Annotated in this window: 19 protein-coding genes; 7 read left to right on the forward strand and 12 right to left on the reverse strand. The window is 54.5% G+C overall.

The features are described from left to right. Window positions 1–433: 433 nt before the first annotated feature. From AUQ42_RS02735 to AUQ42_RS02770, 8 genes are all read right to left on the reverse strand, one after another. Entirely contained in the window at window positions 434–1,774 is a 1,341-nt protein-coding gene (locus tag AUQ42_RS02735) for a flagellin (RefSeq protein WP_068517438.1), read from the reverse strand. A 265-nt stretch (window positions 1,775–2,039) separates the two neighbouring features. Beyond that, complete coding sequence (locus AUQ42_RS02740; protein WP_068517439.1) at window positions 2,040–3,389, reverse strand: flagellin; 1,350 nt, start codon at window positions 3,387–3,389, stop codon at window positions 2,040–2,042. A gap of 110 nt (window positions 3,390–3,499) precedes the next feature. After that, a complete protein-coding gene (gene fliW, locus AUQ42_RS02745) occupies window positions 3,500–3,970 on the reverse strand; it encodes a flagellar assembly protein FliW (protein ID WP_068517440.1) in 471 nt (156 codons plus the stop codon). 366 nt (window positions 3,971–4,336) lie between these two features. Beyond that, window positions 4,337–5,566: a flagellin gene (locus tag AUQ42_RS02750; RefSeq protein ID WP_068517441.1), complete on the reverse strand. Its 1,230-nt coding sequence runs from the start codon at window positions 5,564–5,566 to the stop codon at window positions 4,337–4,339. 26 nt (window positions 5,567–5,592) lie between these two features. Next, window positions 5,593–8,001 carry a flagellar hook-associated protein FlgK gene (flgK, locus tag AUQ42_RS02755; RefSeq protein ID WP_068517442.1) on the reverse strand — a complete coding sequence of 803 codons (2,409 nt, stop codon included), beginning with the start codon at window positions 7,999–8,001 and terminating at the stop codon, window positions 5,593–5,595. A 17-nt stretch (window positions 8,002–8,018) separates the two neighbouring features. Further along, on the reverse strand, window positions 8,019–8,480 hold the full coding sequence (locus AUQ42_RS02760) for a hypothetical protein (RefSeq protein ID WP_156480807.1): 462 nt from the start codon (window positions 8,478–8,480) through the stop codon (window positions 8,019–8,021). A gap of 3 nt (window positions 8,481–8,483) precedes the next feature. Then, on the reverse strand, window positions 8,484–8,828 hold the full coding sequence (locus AUQ42_RS02765; protein ID WP_231856664.1) for a rod-binding protein: 345 nt from the start codon (window positions 8,826–8,828) through the stop codon (window positions 8,484–8,486). A 2-nt stretch (window positions 8,829–8,830) separates the two neighbouring features. Beyond that, window positions 8,831–9,979 (reverse strand): flagellar basal body P-ring protein FlgI, encoded by a 1,149-nt coding sequence (locus AUQ42_RS02770; protein WP_068517444.1) that lies wholly within the window; start codon window positions 9,977–9,979, stop codon window positions 8,831–8,833. A gap of 388 nt (window positions 9,980–10,367) precedes the next feature. On the opposite strand from AUQ42_RS02770, the gene AUQ42_RS02775 reads away from it, so the two are divergent. Together AUQ42_RS02775 and dksA are read left to right on the forward strand one after the other, a co-directional pair. Continuing rightward, the gene (locus AUQ42_RS02775; protein WP_068517445.1) at window positions 10,368–10,811 is read left to right on the forward strand and encodes a flagellar assembly protein FliX; all 444 of its coding nucleotides are present in this window, start codon (window positions 10,368–10,370) and stop codon (window positions 10,809–10,811) included. Window positions 10,812–10,961: 150 nt separating this feature from the next. Further along, window positions 10,962–11,378, forward strand: a complete 417-nt coding sequence (gene dksA, locus AUQ42_RS02780; RefSeq protein WP_008890403.1) for an RNA polymerase-binding protein DksA — start codon at window positions 10,962–10,964, stop codon at window positions 11,376–11,378. A 258-nt stretch (window positions 11,379–11,636) separates the two neighbouring features. On the opposite strand, the gene flgH is transcribed toward dksA, so the two are convergent. The 4 genes from flgH to flgF form a co-directional block, all read right to left on the reverse strand. Further along, window positions 11,637–12,410 (reverse strand): flagellar basal body L-ring protein FlgH, encoded by a 774-nt coding sequence (flgH, locus tag AUQ42_RS02785; protein WP_068517446.1) that lies wholly within the window; start codon window positions 12,408–12,410, stop codon window positions 11,637–11,639. A gap of 139 nt (window positions 12,411–12,549) precedes the next feature. Beyond that, a complete protein-coding gene (gene flgA, locus AUQ42_RS02790; RefSeq protein WP_068517447.1) occupies window positions 12,550–13,512 on the reverse strand; it encodes a flagellar basal body P-ring formation chaperone FlgA in 963 nt (320 codons plus the stop codon). Window positions 13,513–13,912: 400 nt separating this feature from the next. Then, entirely contained in the window at window positions 13,913–14,698 is a 786-nt protein-coding gene (flgG, locus tag AUQ42_RS02800; protein ID WP_068517449.1) for a flagellar basal-body rod protein FlgG, read from the reverse strand. Between the two features lie 65 nt (window positions 14,699–14,763). Further along, window positions 14,764–15,531, reverse strand: coding sequence for a flagellar basal-body rod protein FlgF (gene flgF, locus AUQ42_RS02805; RefSeq protein ID WP_068517450.1), 768 nt, complete (start codon window positions 15,529–15,531; stop codon window positions 14,764–14,766). A gap of 727 nt (window positions 15,532–16,258) precedes the next feature. On the opposite strand from flgF, the gene AUQ42_RS02815 reads away from it, so the two are divergent. From AUQ42_RS02815 to AUQ42_RS02835, 5 genes are all read left to right on the forward strand, one after another. After that, window positions 16,259–16,795 carry a flagellar basal body-associated FliL family protein gene (locus AUQ42_RS02815; protein ID WP_068517452.1) on the forward strand — a complete coding sequence of 179 codons (537 nt, stop codon included), beginning with the start codon at window positions 16,259–16,261 and terminating at the stop codon, window positions 16,793–16,795. A gap of 42 nt (window positions 16,796–16,837) precedes the next feature. After that, a complete protein-coding gene (gene fliM, locus AUQ42_RS02820) occupies window positions 16,838–17,983 on the forward strand; it encodes a flagellar motor switch protein FliM (RefSeq protein ID WP_068517453.1) in 1,146 nt (381 codons plus the stop codon). After that, a complete protein-coding gene (locus AUQ42_RS02825) occupies window positions 17,983–18,696 on the forward strand; it encodes a DUF6468 domain-containing protein (protein WP_068517454.1) in 714 nt (237 codons plus the stop codon). Before fliM ends, AUQ42_RS02825 begins: the two co-directional genes overlap by 1 nt. Before the next feature lie 149 nt (window positions 18,697–18,845). Continuing rightward, window positions 18,846–19,589: a MotE family protein gene (locus AUQ42_RS02830; protein ID WP_068517455.1), complete on the forward strand. Its 744-nt coding sequence runs from the start codon at window positions 18,846–18,848 to the stop codon at window positions 19,587–19,589. A 217-nt stretch (window positions 19,590–19,806) separates the two neighbouring features. Beyond that, entirely contained in the window at window positions 19,807–20,193 is a 387-nt protein-coding gene (locus tag AUQ42_RS02835; protein ID WP_008890394.1) for a response regulator, read from the forward strand. The last annotated feature ends 17 nt before the right edge of the window (window positions 20,194–20,210 follow it).

Here is a 20,210-nt window from a genome sequence, read left to right on the forward strand (position 1 = left end):
GCGAACGGGTCGCCATTTCGTCAGAAGCCGAAAGGTTACGGTGTGCTACGTTAGCGGCATAGTTAGAAATAATATTAAGAGCCATTTTATCTCTCCTACATGGATAGCTCGTGGCGGCTTGGCCACCATCTGTTTTCGGTGTCATACCGAAAGCGGGTTTCGTGATCTTCCTGATCGTCAAGACCCAATTGAGTAGGAGAAATATACGTTAGGATGGGCTTCCTGTCCAGAAGATTCTTTAGAACAGGCTAATATCGAAATATCAACGGCTTAGTAAGAAAAATTTAATTGTATCTTGACGTTTGATACGCGCAAAAGGCGTAAAAAAATAACACTCAAAAGGAGAATATTCGACTCGATTTCGCCGCTGTGGTTGGGGAAACAAAAAAGGCGGCCCGAAGGCCGCCTTTCGAAGTATTTTATGCCGCCAGGATTACTGGAGCAGACGCAGAAGGTTCTGCGGCATCTGGTTAGCCTGCGCGAGCATGGCAACACCAGACTGAACCAGAATCTGCTTGGAGGTGAAGGCGGTCATTTCGGCCGCGACATCAAGGTCCAGCAAGGTGGAACGCGCTGATTCAGTGTTTTCCTGCGTGGAAGCAAGGTTCTGACCGGCAAAGTCCAGACGGTTCTGGGAAGTACCAACCGCAGCACGTGCGCGCTGCAAGTCATCAATTGCACGGGTCACAACTTCGACTGCGTTCTGAGCACCAGCCGCCGTATCAATGGCGTTTGTTCCCAGATCAGCAAGCGTTTCCTGGCCTGCACCGCCATCACCAAGGGCTTCTGAGTCAACCGAAGTCAGGTTGATCGACAGACGGTCATTTGCGGTGTTGCCGCCGCCAACCTGGAACTCGATGCTGTTTGCAAGCGTCTGACCATTGTCAGCAGCCATGCGAACAACGTTGGCCGTGGAGTCAATCGTGCCAGCCGCACCGAATGTTGCATCGGTACCAAAGTCGTTGGCACCAGCTGCACCCGCAGCAACGTGATCGATGGAAGCCGAGAAGTTGGTGTTGACCGAGAAGGTCAAGCCAAGTTCGTCGAAGTTTAGCGTCGCGCTTTCGCCGGCACCAATTGCGGTGGTACCACCTGTGGCAGCAAAGTCAGACACATCAATCGACTGTGTGCGGTCAGCAGCACCATCAATGGTCGTGGTAACGGTCATGATGACCTGGGTACCAAGCTGGTTGATGTTTACTTCAAAGTTGCTGTCATTGAGGTTGGTATTGGTGTCGGTAGCCCAATAGTTGTTGTCGGTAATGGCAAAGTTGTCAAAACCGGCAGCAGGAACAAGTGCTGCACCGCCCTGACCAGCAGCAAGATCGCCGAATTCGATTGCCACGTCACCACCATTGCCCAGCAACTGAATGCCGTTGAAGTTAGTTGAGGAGGCAATACGATCAATCTCGTCACGCAGTTCGGTGAATTCGTCGTTCAGGAAGCCGCGTTCGGTATCGGACAGGTTGCCAGAAGAAGACTGAACAGCCAGGGTTTTCATACGAACGAGGATGTCATCGATGGTTGCCATGCCGCCATCGGCGATCTGGAGCATCGAGTTGGCCTGACCAACGTTAACCGTTGCCGTTTTGAGTGCCTGGGTGGTTGCGTTCAGACGTGCGCCGATGGCCATGGAAGCGGCATCGTCACGTGCGGAAACAACACGGGTACCAGAAGACAGTTTGGACAGCGAACGGGTCGCCATCTCGTCAGATGCGGAAAGGTTACGGTGCGCAACGTTCGCAGCGTAGTTCGAAATGATATTGAGAGCCATATTGTAACTCCTACATGGATAGCTCTGGTGGACATGTCCACCAAAAGAGTCTGGCAAGCGCCAGTGCTGCAATTGCAGCCTGCACAGTCATCCTGACTGCACTAAGCAAAGCCTAGCTTTATCATGCTATACTTAAGGTTGATGTGTTGTCTATGAAAAACTTAAGCAACCATTAATGGGTACTTTTGATCATTAGTCATGAAAATGAAAAAGGGGGCGGTTATGACCGCCCCCTTTGTAAGGTCGATTAAGACTAAGTACGATGTTATCCCTGAAGCAGACGCAGCAGGTTCTGCGGCATCTGGTTTGCCTGTGCGAGCATGGCCACACCGGACTGAACCAGGATCTGCTTGGAGGTGAAGGCGGTCATTTCCGCGGCCACATCAAGGTCCAGCAGGGTGGAGCGTGCCGATTCAGTATTTTCCTGCGTGGATGCAAGGTTCTGACCAGCAAAGTCCAGACGGTTCTGATAGGTGCCGATATTGGCGCGCGCGCGTTGCAGGTCGTCAATTGCGCGTCCGATAACTTCAACAGCACTTTGTGCATTTGCAGCAGTATCGATCGCGTTGTCGGTAAGATCTGCAATAGAGTCCTGTGTGCCGGCGGAACCGGATCCAAGAGTCTCAGAGTCGACCGCGGTAAACGAAATTGCCAGACGATCATTTGCCGTATTGCCAGCGCCAACCTGGAAGTCGACGGTTTGTTGCAATTGCTGGCCGTTGTCGGCCGCCATGGTGACGACGTTGCCAGCAGCAGAGTCAAGACCGGAGCCATTGAAGTCCGTGTCGGTACCAAAGTCGGATGCGCCGGTGTTGTCAGCGCGGATTGCAGCGACCGAAGCCGAGAAGTTGGTGTTGACCGTAAAGGTCAGGCCGAGTTCATCGAAGTTCAGTGTCGCATTGTCACCGGCACCGATCGCGGTCGTTCCACCCGTGCGGTAATCAGTGATATCGATCGACTGGGTGCGGTCAGCGGCGCCATCAATGGTGCTGGTGACGGTCATGATGACCTGGTCGCCGGCGCCGTAATTGATGTTCACAGTGAAGCTGTTATCGGTCACGCCGCCTGAGTTGGCGTCCGTTGCCCAGTAGTTGTTGTCGGTGATGGCAAAGTTGTCGAAGCCGTTCACCGGAACAAGCGCTTCGCCACCCTGACCTGCGGCAAGGTCGCCGTATTCAAGCGCAACGTCACCACCATCACCGAGCAACTGAATGCCGTTGAAGTTGGTGGAGGAGGCGATACGGTCGATTTCCTCGCGCAGCTGAACAAATTCGTCGTTCAGGAAGCCGCGTTCGGTGTCCGACAGGTTGCCGGACGATGCCTGAACGGCCAGCGTTTTCATACGCACAAGGATGTTGTCGATGGTTGCCATGCCACCATCTGCAATCTGCAGCATCGAGTTGGCCTGGCCGACGTTAACCGTTGCCGTTTTAAGCGCCTGTGTCGTTGCATTCAGTCGGGCGCCAATCGCCATCGACGCTGCATCGTCACGTGCGGAAACAACACGGGTACCAGAAGAAAGCTTTGCAAGCGACCGTGTCGCCATCGTGTCCGAATTGGTCAAGTTGCGATGGGCGACGTTCGCTGCATAGTTGGAAATAATATTGAGAGCCATTTTTTTCCTCCTACACGGATAAGACTGAATGGCCCGGCCATTCGATCTCTCGGCTACATTGCCTTGTGGAACATCAAAGCAATGCGCGTGCCAGTTATGCTAGGCAAAAATTACAGGTCATGCTGCACGGAGTATTTCTCGTTCGGCAGAATATGCTGCCAGGCGACCTGACGGCCGGTATCGACAAGAATGGGGGCGCGCAGGTTGGTTGACATCGTGATGCCCTGGCCGCCCGGTGCGCTGCGGATCGTCACAACCATCAGAATGGCCATGTCCGCGCTGTCAATCGCCAGGCTTTTTTGCGCATTCGTAAGGTCTTTTTCTGCGTAGACGCCGCTTTCCATATTATAGGGTGCGACGATGAAGGACAGATTGGCGTCCGTCAGGCTTTGATACAGTTTGAACTGATCAAGCGACGTGTTCGGGATATTCGCCAGACCGAAGACATGATGTTCAGGAAAGCCAAGAAGGCCAACCGGCATATAAATGCCCTTGTCCCAACTGAATTCGATATCGCCAAAGCGTGTTTCCACTGTGACGGATTCAGGTGTTCCGTTTTCGGCGACGTTTTCGGTATCCATTCCCGTTATACTCCGGCGGTCGAAAAGTTCTGTCTGCTTGCACGTTATGCGCTATTAAGCGGACAAAACAGTTAAAGAAGCAATTAAATATCGAGGCCCAGCCCCCATTAACATGCTTGCAATGGCAGATCAGAATTCAAAAGATGCTTCAGGCAAGATATCAGAAAGATCGCATTCTTTCAAAAACTTGCAATTGAATGTTCCCCCGAATTCCCCGTCATCTCAAAGAACAACCGCACTTTTCGAAACCTTTGCCACCATCCGTGAACCCGGAATGATCGCCCGGATGTCGTGAAGCAGTGCCATGTTTTCGAAAATAGCGGTTGTCATCACATTCATGTTAATGAGGTCTGACCCGTTGAATAATCAACGCAAATAGTTAGCCAAAGATAAATCTGACGCCCGCGAAATGGCAATAAAGCTTGCCTGCAGGGCAGTTTCATACTGCGACAGTTCGGCAAGGGTCAGCGGCACGTCAACAGTTTCAATGTCACTGATCGCCTGGGCAGCAAAAACCTTGAAGTCCTGATGGCGTGTTTCAAACCGTTCGACATTGGCGATATCAAGCCCGATCTGGCCCTGAACATTAGGCAGATCGTTGATGGCTTCGTTGATAAAGCCGATCGCAACCGTCATTGCATCCTGATCTTCGGTGCCGGCTGCAATGCCAAGCCCCTGAATCAGTTTCTGGAATGCCGGATTGTCGGCCAGAATGCCATAAGAGACGTTGTATTGTTCATCGACACGCACTTCGAGGATTTGCTTGTCGCCATCATAATAATCGGCATCCGGACGCGGGTTCGGGATCTTTTCCATCCCCAGTTTGGTCAGGAAATCACCCGCACCGCTTTCGGTGATCGTGATTGTTCCGTTGCCGACATTTTCGATATTGAGCAACGGATTGCCTTCACCGCCAAAACCGCGCAGCGATGCAATCGCGCCATTGGTAGTGACACTGTTGATGGCATCGAGAATATCGTCAATGTCATCGGTCGCAGCGTTATAGTTGACGTTGGTTGTTACACTGTTGCCATCAACATCGGTACTGACGATCTGAAGCTGTCCGGTGGTAACGCCAAGTGCGGCAAGGGTCGTCGTGCCGGTCAGCGCGACGTCAAGGTTGCTCATATAGTTGTCGGGCGCGCCGATCTTGTCGATATCGACAGCCGGGTCTTCGGAACGGCCACCGGCAAACAAATAGCGCCCGTCAAGATTGGTGTTGAGCAGGTTGGCGATCTGCTGCAAGGCCTGTTCGGCCTCGTCCATGATGTTGACGTCGTCGGCCTGCTGGGCCGAACTTGCCTGAATAAGCAGTGTCTTCATCTGGGTTGCAATTTCCAGCATGCTGTCAACAGCCGTTTCCATGCTTTGCAAACGCAGCTTGGCCTGTGTCGTGTTGCGCAGATACTGCTCGGTACGGGTATATTCGCCCTCAAGATTGAGCAGGCGCTGCGCACTGTCGGCAATACCGGCATAGTCGCGCGATTTATAACCGCTCGATGCCTGGTTCTGCAAATCCGTTACCTTGGCCGCGTTCCGGATGGCCAGATCCGACAACAAGGTATGGTTTGTATAGGTTGCGACACGAGATACCATGATATCCTCACTTCATAAGCCGCAGTTTAAACTGCATTGAGCAATGCATCAAACATTTCATCAACCGTAGAGATCACCTGGGCTGATGCTGTATAGGCGCGCTGGAAGATGATGAGGTCTGACATCTCTTCATCAAGGTTGACGCCTGCTTCGTTTTGGATGCGGGTGCTCAGATCCGTGACCAGTCCGGACTGGAATTCATAGGAGCTTGCAGCCACCTTGGTCTTGGTCGCAGCGGTTGCAACGATGCCGGCTGCATAATCGGTCAGCGACGTGCGCTCACCAGACAGACCGTCGGTTGCTTCGAAATCGATATCGGTGCGTTCAAAGGTGTGGCTTAGCGAAAGGGCCGCGCTGTTGTCGCCTTCATGGACACCGAACTGAATGCCAAGCCCAAGCACCGTGGTCAGGGCGTCCGCATTCGGCAGGCCGCTGTCGGTGAAATAGAATGCATCGCCATCGGCATCGGTGACGCTAAGCTTGTAGCCACCGATCTGGCTGTCAAACACGACTTCGGCGGTAATGTTGTTATCGGTCAGGGTCGCGCTGTTATTGATCGCATCGGCGATATCCTGAAGCGAAGATGTGCTGTCATAGGTGATGTTGACATCGGTGAACTCGCCACTGACCGTAAGGGTATAGTTCAGGGGCGGCGGCACCAGCGGACCTAGGTTGGGAATGGCATTGTCGGGATTGACCACTGCGGTCGTGGTTTCATAGGTGTCGGCATTCATCTGACCGCGCACAATACGTGACGGGTCGTTCTGAATGGCCGAGGAAACGCTCATATTCCCGGAAAGGTTCGGCTGGTCCTCTGTCAGGCCAAGCTTGCTTGACAGAGCACCGGAATCGGTAACCGTCAAGTTGGCGTTATATTCAATGACAAGACGATAGCGATCACCATCCTCGACGATAAAGGCTGTAGACTCTGAATCCGCGACGGTCATGCCGGCCCCCTGCAGGGCCGTACGGATATTGTCACGGATGTCTTCAAGGGAATCTGTTGCCGTGTAATTGACGGTGACCCCGCCAACCAGCACGCCGGACCCTGCCGAGATCGTAAAGGAATTGGCCGTAATATTCAGCGCGTCGGTCGAACTGCGTTGTGCGGACGTCGTAATGGTGTCCGACTGCTTGACGGTCGCGATAAAGTCGTTCAGGCCGAAATAGTGCGACATGCCCTGTTTGCGACCGTCACCGGTGGTGATCTGACTGTCCATTTCGTTGATGGCAACACGGTTGCCATCTGTGCCTTCGATGACAAGCTTGTTGTCAATCAGTGACGCCGTCAGATAGCTGCCTGCATCAGAGTTGTTAATGGCATCAACAATGCCCTGAACTGTCGCCGGGGTCGTCGGCAATGCGATATCGGCCCAGCTGTCACTTGCGACAAGTTGCCCGTCGGCGTCCAGTGCCGCCACGCGAAACGCGCCGGTTGCAGTCAGCGGATCACTGGCTGCGACGATACGGTTACCGGAAAGGTTGGCTGGGGGCGGGAATGCGGTGCCTTTGTTATGCTCTTCATTCAGGGCATCACGCAATTCGCCGGCAAGTTCGTTCACCTGATCGTTGATGGCCGGGATTTCAGCATCACGCATTTCAAACAGGCCCTTCAGCGTACCGGTACGCAGGGTGTCCGTGATGTCTTCACCGTTTAGGGTGATACCGGAACCACCGGTTCCAGGTTCGAAGCCGGCCGTTTGGGTAAAGGTCAGTTTGTTGGGCGTGCGATCAAGCAGGGTATTTGCACCCGCAGCCGAATAAATCACCATCGAACCGTCGCTGCGGCTAAACGTGGTGATATCAATGATCTTGGATAGCGCGTTGAGTTTCTGGTCGCGCTGGTCTTCAAGCTCGGTGGTCGGCTGGCCAAGGTTCTTGAGGCGGATGATGCCGGTATTCAGATCGGCAATCTGGCTGAGCAGCGTATTGGCGGAATTGACCTCGTCCGTGATCTGGTCGTCGATGTCATCGCGCATATCCTGAAGCTGGCTTGACAGCTTCTCGAAGGATTCAACAACCTGAATGGCGCTCTCGATGGCCTCGATCCGGGGTGAATTCTGGTCCGGGGTGACGCCAAGCTGTTCAAACGCGTCTGCAAGATCGTTGATGCGCTGACTGATCGCTGCATCAGACTGAACCGTGCCAAACAGCGTCTGGACACGCTGGAAAAACTCGTAGCGCGCTTCTTCGCGACCGGCTTTGCCCAGTTCACCGCGAACTTCGCGCAGAAGGCCTTCATTGACGTTGCGATAGATGTCGGCGATCTGGGACCCGGCACCCGTGCCATCGAGTGTCAGGGTTTCCTGCCCGGCAATCTTTTTGGAATAGCCTTCGGTATTCACGTTCGAAATGTTCGAAGACGTGATGGCTATGCGTGCCTGGGCCGTGTTGAGGCCGGAAATCGCAGTATTGAGTGCCTGGGTCAGTGACATGATACGCGCCTTTACACTTAGAGCGTTTCATTGACGCTGTATGCGCCGCCGGATTTGTTCAATGTACGCCCGTAACCGCCAAGCGATGCCTTGCTGGTCTTCGCCGACCGGTTATAGGTGGTGCAGTCTTCCTTGGCCTTGTCATTTACAGCGCGGACAATGGCCTGAACGACACGTTCATTGGTCGCCTTTGCTGCCTGGAGTGCCGTCATGTTGCGACGGGCGGCTTCCTGGAACTCGGCCTGGAGTTCACGCAGTTCAGCGCGGTCTTCTTCGGGCATGGCACGAAGTTCTTCACCGCGGCCGCGCAATTTCACGACCAGCTGCTCATACTGCATCGACAGGGCAGATTTTTCCGACAGGAACTGCTCATATTCGCCGCGTGACAGCGTCCGCAGCCCCGTGGTTTCACGTTCCAGCAGGGACATGAGGTCATAGGTGACGCTTTTCAGTTCTGTAACCAACTCTTGAGTGGTCATTTTTTACCCCTCCTGGATTTTGAGGATCTCGCGTGTGACAGCATCTGCAATTCCGATGCCACCTGCGCGGGTCATTTCTTTGGCATATTCATCAACCAGCATGGAGCGCATCATCGTTTCGCCGTGACCACCACCAAACATTTCGTTGGTTTCGATCCCGGAAAACATGTGGCTCAGCATTTGGCCGAGGAACATGGATTCAAATTCTTCACCGGCTTTGCGGGCTTCGGCTTCGGTCTTGATGTGACCATCCGTAAGCGAATTCATCCGCGCGGCCATATTGTTCTGGGTGCCGTATTGTGCGCTGGCCTGGGCCTGCGCCATCAGGGCAGTTGCGCCGTCGGTCATCATCACATCACCTCGATTTCGGCCTGAAGGGCGCCCGACGTCTTGATCGCCTGCAAGATGGTGATCATGTCGCGCGGCCCGACGCCAAGGCTGTTAAGACCATTGACCAGTTCCTGAAGGCTGACACCGCCATCCATGATGCCAAGCTGATTGTCTTCGCCTTCGTCAACCGCAACATTGGTGCGATCAACCGTCTGGGTGGTGCCGGTCTGCGAGAAGGGCGACGGCTGGGAAACCTGTTGGGTTTCGGTGACCCGGATGGTCAGATTGCCTTGGGCAATGGCAACGCGGTTGATCCGGACATTTTCACCCATGACAATGGTGCCGGTATTTTCGTCAATCACCACGCGGGCAATCTGGTCAGGTTCAACACGCAGCTGTTCGATATCGGTCAGCAGCGAAACCACATTCTGATTATAGCGTTCCGGGATGCTCAGTCGCACGGTGCCCGGATCGCTCGGGCGGGCGGCGACTTCGCCCAGATAGGCATTAATTGCATCCGATACGCGGCGCGCAGTGGTAAAATCAGGGTTGCGCAAGACAACAGACATGTCCTGCATGGAATTCAGGTTGAAATCGATTTCGCGTTCAACAATTCCGCCATTGGCAATGCGGGCCGAGGTCGGAACACCTTTGACAACCGTTTCGGCATTGCCGCCGGCCGAAAAGCCGCCAACCGCCAGATTGCCCTGGGCAACGGCGTAAACTTCGCCATCCGCACCCACCATCGGGGTCACAAGAAGTGTACCGCCCTGAAGGCTTTCAGCCGTACCGATTGCACTGATATTGACGTCGATGCGCGAACCCTGACGGGAAAATGGCGGCAGGGTCGAGGTCACCATAACAGCAGCGATATTGTCAGAATCAAGGTCGTCGATCTGATCGCGCACATTGATGCCAAGACGTTCAAGCATGGCCACAAGGCTCTGACGGGTGAAGTCGGCATCGCCAAGATCATCACCGGTGCCGTTCAGGCCAACCACAAGACCGTAACCAACCAGCATGTTGTCACGTACGCCTTCGAAATCGGCGATATCCTTGATACGTGACTGGGCCTGCGCCGGTGCAGTGCCAAACTGCAAGACGGCGAACAAGCCAAGTGCGACGACCATTGTCGCTTTGCGTGCTGTTTTGCCAAGACCTGTGATCATATTCTCAATTCCGCTTTGACGTGGGATGCAACTGCATCCGGCAAATGGTGCGATTGAAGATGTGAACCGCGTATGTCAGCTGTTTTGCGAAAATCATGCCAAGTGAGGCTTTCCGCGCGCTATCGGACCAAGCCCGCAGAAAATGGCGGCAAAACATGTCCATATGCAGATATGGGCGTGCGCCGGGGCGATTGTTTCGTCCAACCCGGCATTTTTTTCCCGTTGCGCGCGTCCCGCGATTGAGGGAGACTCCACTTTTCCAGTGAACTGAACGGTAAACGGTTATGTTCAGTCTGGCGAACAGGGCGCGCAATGCCGACATGGCAGAAACCGGGTGCCTGTTTGCGATAATGAATATGATCTTACCACAACGAGACGGATACGGGTCATGAAGGTTAGCGGATCCAAAGCAACCGGGACGAGCGGAACATCACGCAAAAAGGCGTCAGGGTCATCTGGCGGCAGCGGTTTTGCCGATACCATGCGTTCGCTTGACTCGTCGGGCGATGCCGGCGGTTCTGTCGGTGTCCACAGTACGGGCAGTGTCAGCGCCCTTGATGCCCTGCTTGCACTTCAGCAAAGCGGGGATGCATTGGACTCCCCGCGCAAGGCCGCCGTGCTGCGTGCCAAAAGTCTGCTGGAACAGCTTGAAGCTGTTCGGGACGGTTTGCTAAGCGGGGCGCTTTCTGGTCCGCGTCTCAAGCAACTTGTCGGTCTGATGGATCAACAGCGCGAAATGATTGATGATCCTGAACTTTCCGCGGTTCTCGATGAGATTGACCTGCGGGCACGGGTCGAACTTGCAAAACTTGAGGTTTCAGGCCTGATCTGACTGTTTAATTTACAGTATTTTTCAGCTGAAAATCGCAGTTTTCTGCCCGTTTGGTGGCAATTTACGATTTATTTGTTCAATCGGCTTGCACCACCCGCTGGCTCCCTCTATATTGCCGCGCGATCGATGAGTCCTGTATAGAGGGCATACATGACTATCACACTACCACCTGACTATCGTCCTGCTGAGGACGAAGAGTTCATGAACCCGCGCCAGCGGGAATATTTCCGGCAGAAACTTCTGACCTGGCGGGCAGAACTTCTGCACGAATCTTCGGAAACATTAGCGAACCTGCAAGATGGCGGGCTGCAAGAACCTGACCTGACCGACCGTGCGTCGGCTGAAACGGACAGGGCGCTTGAGCTTCGCACTCGTGACAGGGCGCGCAAGCTTATTTCAAAAATTGATGCTGCTTTGCGTCGAATTGAAGACGGGTCATATGGTTACTGTGAAGAAACCGACGAGCCGATCAGCTTGAAAAGACTTGAAGCTCGTCCAATTGCAACCCTGAGCATTGAAGCCCAGGAACGCCACGAACGGATGGAGCGCACGCGTCGCGACGACTGATCGCGCCGGGTGACCAAAAGATCAGGAGCCGCAAAGTCGGCCCTTACCATGTAACATCATGGTCTTGTGGGAGATTACTGGTTAGGGATAACCAAATTCAAAAGCCCGGCCCTTTGGCCGGGCTTTTCCCGTTTTTGAACCGGACGCAAAAAAAGACCGCCGGCAAAGGGCGGTCTTTTCGGATGTCGTGGTCGTCTTTTGTATCCTGCCTGACAGGAACCCGGGAATGCGGATCAGACAGGGATCATAGACGCTGCCTTAGAACGGCAGAATGATATCAAGCACTTCGCTGCCATAGCGCGGCTGCTGGACATCAGAAATGGTGCCGCGTCCGCCGTATGAAATGCGGGCTTCGGCGATCTTGTCATAATTGACTTCGTTGGCCGAACTGATATCGGCAGCGCGGATGACCCCGGCAATCTGGACTTCGCGGACTTCGCTGTTTACCCGGATTTCCTGACGCCCGTGGATGACATAGTTTCCGTTAGGCAGGATCTGGATCACGATGGCTGCAACGCGAAGATCGATGGCTTCGGTTCGGTCAAGCGACCCGGTGCCACGGTTGGACGTGTTGCTATCCATATTGAACATGTTGCTCGGATCGATCGTCTCGGGCAGAACTTTGGTGAATTCGGACTCAAGCCCGAACAGGTTCGGGACTGCCAGGTCTTCGCTGTTGGTGCGCGACCGGGTTGTGGTGTTGGCCAGTGCCGCACTGTCAGACATGTCGACAACAACGGTCAGGATGTCGCCAACCTGATTGGCGCGCTGATCCTTGAAGAATGACCGTGCCCCGGCCCGCCACAGCGAGTTCGGGTTGCTTTCGGCAAGTTGCGGTGCAGGCATCGGCAGGCTGACCGGGCGATAGCTTTCCGACTGGGTCGGATTGTCGATCGAGGACAGTTTCGGCGGTTCGCCGACTTCCGAAAGACGTTTCATCGCATTGCAGCCCGAAAGCAGCGCTGTTGCGCCGATCAGGCCGGTGACAAGCGCAAGGCGCCGCCAAGAATTCTGTGTGGTTTTACTAGGCATGGGGTCCTCCTGGGTTCCTGCGCCTATTTACGCAAGGATCATGCCAGTTCGCATGCCCTGATCTGGGAAAAGCTTGCCGGGTGGTGCAGGGACAACGGGGCAGGAGACGACGGTACGGGGAGTGCGGAGTAGGTGCGCCCTATTGCGACATGGCGGGCAGGGCGCGGACTTCGTTTTCGGCAACAACTTCAACCTGGATGGTTTTGTTGCTTGATTGATTGACCACGCGGATCACGTCCCCTTTTGACCCGTTTTCAAGCGCCTTGCCGCGAGCGGTCAGTGACATGTTTGCCGTGACCAGCCGGATGGTCACCAATGCACCGCGGCGCACCAGGATCGGATTGGTCAGATCGCGGAACAAAAGCGGCTCGTTCGGTGTGCCGGCCCGCACAACTTCCTTGCCGATCACATCATTGATATCGCGGATCGCCCCGGACGGAACGCGTTCGGATCGGAAATCACGATATTCGACCTGGTCAGGGCGAATGATCTGGCCGCGTGACACCGGTTCGACCAGAACCGGCACGGATGACAGCGGGTAATATTTGCCGCTGATGCGATATGTGCGTTGCTGGGCTGTTTGCGCGGCCGCCGTGACGCTGGCGACAAAACGCTGGGTGCGCGAATTGACTTCAAGTGCGGTCACATCAACATTGTTCAGCGCATCAACCGGCAGATGGATCTGGAAATTCTCGCTCGACAGGTCAACGGTGAATGGACGCTGGATGCCATGGTCAACCAGGGCGATTTCAACCGCATCGCGGATTTCATCAATGGTGATGATCTGGCTTGCGCGTGTTACCAGAACCTGATCGGCGGTGGTGCGCGGACGCCAGTTGATATTGTGGCGCTGGGCGATGCCATAAAGCCAGCGGTAATCAAGAACAACCTGCTTGCCCGGTTGCGGCGCATGGGCAACGGCGATATCGGCCTGTTGCGGATCAATGCCGGTAAACAAATCCCCCAGCGTCACATACTGTCCTTCGACCAGCGCATCTGGTTTCAGAAGGATGTTGGCTTCGAGTTGCTGGCTGTTATTGCGCGAATTGCCACCGTTCGAGGATTGCGCAAAGGCCGTCCCGACCGGAACAATAAGCGACATAATCGCGAGCGAGAGGATTATTTTCTTTATTTTCATGCGCCTAGGGTCAGGGCCTGTTTGTTTTCGTGTGACAGTCAATCAGGTTTGCGCTGACTTAAAAAGCAAAACCGCAAAAAAGATATGATCTTTCGGGATATTGCGACCAGTCAACCCGTACCGATCCGACCGGCTTTGCAGACAGCCATTATGTTTGAAAACCCGGTTTTGTTGCCGTATTCGGGGCGTTGCCGGGCAACGTACCCGGGGCTTGCAAACATAACGGTTGCCATTGCATCGGATGGCATCGGATCGGGCCACTATAGCATGGAACAGTATACGTGGCGTAAATACAGTTTGCGCAAGTACGCGATGGATCAGACCGCGACTTGCGCACACAAACTGCATTACCGATATCGCGAAATTAACGCAGGTTACTGACTGCGCTCATCATTTCGTCGGTCGTGGAAATGGATTTGGAATTCATTTCATAGGCACGCTGTGCCTTGATCAGGTTGGTGATTTCCTGAACCACGTTGACGTTCGATGATTCAAGATATCCCTGCTGGACCGTACCATATCCGACATCACCCGGTGCGCCGGTATTGGCCTGACCCGATGCCTCGGTTTCAAGGAAAAGGTTGTCACCCAGCGCATCAAGACCGGCCGGGTTGATAAAGGTTGCAAGCTGGATCTGGCCCAGATTGGAAAGCGCGACCTGACCATCGATCTCGGCATAGACTTCGCCGTTGGTATTGATGGTCACGGATGTCGCGTTGCTGGGCACGGTGATGCCGGGCTGAACCGCATAGCCATCCTTGGTAACCAGCGCACCATTGGCATCAAGTTTCAGCGTACCGTCACGGGTATAGGCGGTTTCACCACTTGGCAGGTCGATCTGAAGATATCCGCGGCCCTGAATGGCGATATCAAGTTCGTTTTCCGTCAGGGTCAAAGTACCCTGACCCATATAGCGGCCGATTGCCGCGGTCTTGACACCCAGACCGACCTGGACGCCGGTGGGCACAATGGTGCCGGTATCAGATGACGGTGAACCGGCACGGCGCAGATCCTGATACAGCAAGTCCTGGAATTCGGCGCGCTGGCGTTTATAGCCGGTGGTGGTCATGTTGGCGATGTTGTGCGATGTGACGTCCACGTTGGTGGACTGGGCCTGCATCCCCAAAGCACCGATATCAAGTGACCGCATCTGTCTTCTCCTTGGCTTGCGCTGTTTGTGCGCTTAATTTCCGTAAAAGGGGTTCAGCGACCGGATCAGGCGCGAACATCCCCGAGTTTGCTGATCATGTTACGCATGCGCTCGTTCTCGCTTTCAAGAGAGCGGGTAACAGACTGATAGGTCCGCAAAACGTCGATCATCTGCGTCATGGCGCTGATCGGATTGACGTTTGATTTTTCAAGTGCGCCCTGAACAATTCCGGCATTGTCGACTTGCTGAATGGTTACTTCCTGCGGGTCACCGGCTTGCAGACTTGGTGCGCGATATAATGTATTCCCCGTCACAATCATGCGCTGGACGTTATCAACCGATACGACCTGCAATTTGCCGATCTGGCCGATATCGGTCGAAACGGTGCCATCGCCCTTGATTTCAATCTGGCCATCCGCCTGATTGAAGAAAAGCGGCTGACCGGCATCGCTCAGAACAGGATAGCCATCATTGGTGATCAGCTGCCCGCCCGGATCCAGCGTGAAATTGCCGTTGCGCGTGTATTGAACGCCCGACGGGGTTTCGACGGCAAAGAACATGTCCGGCTGGCTGAGTGCGACATCAAGCGGGCGGTTGGTATGTTCAATATTGCCGACCGTTGTATTACGATATTGGGAAATGTCCTGAACAAGGGAAATTTCACGTTCGCCGCGGAACGGAGCGTCTTTGTTTTTCGCAATCCAGTCGGTGAACATCATGCGCTCTTCTTTGTACCCGGTCGTGTTCATGTTCGCCAGGTTCTGCGAAATGTTGTTCATCATGCTGCGAAGTGTCTTCTGACGAGACAGCGCGATATATGAAACGTTTTCCATAGTCAGTATCCCATTTGGGGGCAGTGATTTGCCCAACACAAATGCGAAAGCCGTGCCAGAGTTGTTAAATATATGAAAATAAACAATTAAATTTGACTTCGGCATTTGTTGCCGGGGTGGATTTCACCATGTCTGGCAGAAACTGCCGTGATCAGGACGACAAGCAGGACAAAGTTTTCCGGGTGGCCGCGCGGCAGTTCTTTCCGGTGTCGCCCGGATGTCGCCCGGAAAGGGGCAGGAACGGGATCGGGGATTTGTTTGTCCGGGCCTGCTCAAATCAGCAGGAACGCATGCCCATATTGCGGGTAGCGGCCAGATGGTGTGGCCAAATGGCGCCTTAAGACTGCGCGGTCAGATGGGCCGGGTGTCGCGTTGGGTGATCGAACGCAGGTGTGATTATGGCATCGTCCCTTACGGCATCGTGGTCGATTGACAGTCCTATGGTCGCATCAGGTCATCGGGCTCCCGGTCGGGATGGCATGGAATTGTTGGTCGCTATGCTTGACCTTTTGGCGATGGCAGTGACCGACCGGCAAATTTCACCTGATGACGGCTTTGACAGGCGAAATGACAAAGCCGAACCACGGGGCCGAACAATGGTGCAACTCGTGGTCTAAGCTATGGGAAACGAAACGGATTTTTAACGTGATAGCGTTATGGCTGGTATTCCGGCACAGTGTTTGCTGGATATAACGGCATAACTTCAAGCGCAGGAATTTGCGAAGCTATGGGCGACGACGTCGACGAAATCGATATGGATGAAGGTGGTGGTGGCCGCAGCAAGAAGATGCTTGTTGTGGTGATCCTGCTTGTGTTGCTGCTTCTTGGTGGTGCAGCGGCGGCCTATTTTACCGGGCTGCTGCAGCCGGTGATTGATATGCTGACCGGCGGTGACGGTGCGCAGACCGAAGAGGTGATTTCCGAAGATTCCATCGAAGAAGCACCGGGCGTTCCCGAGAATGTCGGCTTTGTGGATTTGCCGGAAATTCTGGTCAACCTCAATACTGGCGCAGGCAAGCAAAGCTATCTGAAAATTCGTGTCAGCCTTGAAGTTGCCGATCAGGCAATGCTGCCGCAGGTCGAACAGATGATGCCGCGCATTGTTGACAATTTTCAGGTCTATCTTCGGGAATTGCGGCCCGAAGATCTGTCGGGCTCCGAAGGCATGTTCCGGTTGCGTGAAGAATTGCTGATCCGGGTCAGTGCGGCGGCAAAGCCTGCAAAAATTAACGACGTTCTGTTTAAGGAAATGCTGGTACAATAAGCCTGTACCGGCGCGAATGCCAAAATCAGGAAGCAATCGCTGATGGCTGATGAAGAAGATGATGATGCACTCGCCGCTGAATGGGAAGCCATGGCGGGTGGAGATGACGAGGGTGGAGACGACGGCGGCGAGGATATGGCCGCCGAATGGGAATCCATGCTCGGCGATGACGATGAAGACGACGGCGGCGGCGATGACATGGCCGCCGAAATGGGCGGCGGTTCTGCGCGTGTTCTGAACCAGGACGAAATCGACAGCCTGCTTGGTTTTGACGATGGTTCTGGTGCGGGTGACCAGTCGGGCATCCAGGCGATCATCAACTCGTCGATGGTGGCCTATGAACGTCTGCCGATGCTCGAAGTCGTCTTTGACCGCCTTGTGCGTATGATGTCGACATCGCTTCGTAACTTCACATCCGACAACGTCGAAGTGTCGCTTGATAACATCCTGTCGCTGCGTTTCGGTGATTATCTGAACTCGATCCCGCTGCCTGCGATGCTTGGCGTGTTCAAGGCGGAAGAATGGGACAACTACGGGCTTCTGACGGTTGACTCGGCCCTGATCTATTCGATCGTGGACGTGCTGCTGGGCGGGCGTCGCGGTACGGCGGCAATGCGTATTGAAGGCCGCCCCTATACCACGATTGAACGCAACCTTGTCGAACGGATGATCCATGTGGTCCTTGGGGACCTTTCGGCTGCGTTCGATCCGCTGAGCCCGGTGACCTTCCGGTTTGAACGACTTGAAACCAACCCGCGTTTTGCCACCATTGCCCGTCATGCCAACGCCGCCATCGTGGCCAAGTTGCGCATCGATATGGAAGACCGTGGCGGGCGGCTTGAACTGCTGATCCCGTATGCAACGCTCGAACCGGTTCGTGAACTTCTGCTTCAGATGTTCATGGGTGAAAAGTTCGGCCGTGACTCAATTTGGGAAAACCACCTCGCAAACGAACTGTGGCAGACCCATGTTAACCTGTTAGCAGTGCTGGACGAACAGGTGATGTCACTTGGGGATGTGCTCAATCTTGAAGTTGGCAACCGTCTGGTTCTTAATACCAGTCCGACCTCGCCGGTTGAGGTTCGGTGTGGCGATGTCCCTCTGTTCAAGGGCATGATGGGACGTAAAGGTGATCGTATCGCCATTCAGGTGCGTGATCGTGCGCGCATAACCGAGGAAGACAAGTGATGGACTTCGCGTTCTACCTGGATCTTTTGATGATCGTCCTGCTGGTGGTGACGATCGTCTATGCGATCATTTTGAACCGCAAGCTCGCGGCCTTCCGCCGCAGCCGTGAAGACATGCAGAATTTCCTGACCGCCTTTAACGCGGCCAATGAACGGGCTGAAAGCTCGATCACCGCCCTTAAGGACATGGCGGAACAGTCTGGCGAAAAACTGCGCGAAAATATCGAAAAGGCCAGCGGCCTGAACGAAGATCTGAGCTTTATGGTCGACCGCGGCGAAAGCATTGCCAACCGCCTTGAAAAGGCTGCCAGTGACGCCAACGCGGTTCGCCGGTCCGGCGTTTCGGGGGCGGCGGCTTCTGCCGGTGCGGGGGCTGGTGCATCTGATGGCGCGCGTGCCGGCAAGTCTGGCGGTGCCGGACTTGGGGGCATGATCGGCGGTGGTGCGGATCGTCCTGATGTGATTGATGATCGTGATCGTGTCGGTGTTGAAACGCGCGCCGAGGAACTGGCTGCGCGCATGGTTGGCGAATTTGAACGCAGCGGCAATGCCATGGCCGATCGTGATGACGGATCGCGTCCGGCATCGGCTGGCAATGGTTCGGGAAGTTATGGCGACGGCAATGGCGGGTCTGATCTGTATGATCAGGACGAGGATGCCGGTCGTTCAGAGGCCGAGCGCGAGCTTCTCGCAGCCTTGCGCTCGGTTCGATAAGAGACGGAATTTGGCCGGGATTGCGGTTCCGGTCTTGAGATCATGACATTTCTTTATATCTAAAGAGTGATCGGTCATTCTGACAGAATAAAGATAGTTCGAGCGTGAAGGAGCATGGGCACAAGGTGCCGCATTGCTTAGGTGAATAGATGTCTGGTGTGCGTATCTTGCCATTGGTTGTCCTGGTTGGGCTGATGGTGTTGTCAATGCGGGTGGTAAACCTGTTTTCCGGCGGCGGGGAAGTTGCGACAACTTCTGAGTCCCAGCCTGCTGGTGTCAGCATGGTCCAGATGGCACAGGCCCAGGCACCGGCACCGACCCCGGGTGCAACTCCGGAAGGCCAGGGGGCAGATGTGTCTGCTGCGGGTCCGGGGCTGGATGATCCGGCCGGACTGACGATGGAAGGAACCCCGCTTGAAGGTGAAGGCGGCCCGAACGATATCGCGCCGACCCTTGGCGGTGACCCGACCCTGTTCACCCAGGAAGAGATTGATCTGCTTCAGAATCTGTCGGTGCGTCGTGGCGAGCTTGACCGCAAGGAACAGCGTCTTGATGAACGCGAAAGCCTGATTGCCGCCGCCGAAGCCCGGATTGATGCCAAGATCGAAGAAATGAAATCCTTGAAAACGGCCATCGAAGGACTGGTCGAAACCAAGGAAGCCCAGGAAGATGATCGGATCAAGAAACTGATCAGCGTCTATGAAAAGATGAAGCCCAAAGACGCGGCCAGGATCTGGAACGATCTGGATATGGATATCCTGTTGCAGGTTGCCCTTGGCATGCGCGAAGCCAATACTGCGGCGGTTTTGTCGCAGATGACGCCGGAACGCGCGCGGGCATTGACAGCCGAACTGGCATATAAGCAAGATATCAATATGCTGCCATTGCAATAGGGCAAACGAGAAGACGTTGGGGTGGATCTTCGCCTGTTTCAAGTGAAGAACCAGCCAAAATTTCGAGAATAGTCAATGTGATGAGATGATTTGATCTCTGGTTAAAAACCTTGATTAACCAATATTAAATATGTACATCACGATTATTAGGGGCCTTGTCTGTATTCGTAGGAATATGCGGCAAGGGTGGGAGATCAGATAGCTGATGGAGTTGTGAATGGCCGTCGATCCGAATATGCCGATCCTGATTGTGGATGATTACAAAACGATGTTGCGTATCATCCGTAACCTTCTGCGGCAGCTCAACTTTACGAATATTGAAGAAGCGACCGATGGTAGCATGGCGCTTCGTAAGCTGCGTGAAGCTCCGTTCAGTCTTGTGATTTCCGACTGGAACATGGAGCCGATGACTGGCCTTCAGCTGTTGAAGGAAGTCCGTGCCGATGCCAAGTTGAAGGATATGCCCTTCATCATGATTACCGCCGAAGCCAAGACCGAAAACGTCGTTATGGCGAAAAAGGCCGGTGTCTCCAATTACATCGTGAAGCCGTTCAACGCTGAAACGTTGAAAGGCAAAATGAAAACGGTTATTGGCGATTTCTGATCAGGAGCGCGGGGCCT

It is taken from the genome of Thalassospira sp. MCCC 1A02491 (assembly GCF_001613785.1).
Lineage (GTDB): Bacteria > Pseudomonadota > Alphaproteobacteria > Rhodospirillales > Thalassospiraceae > Thalassospira > Thalassospira povalilytica.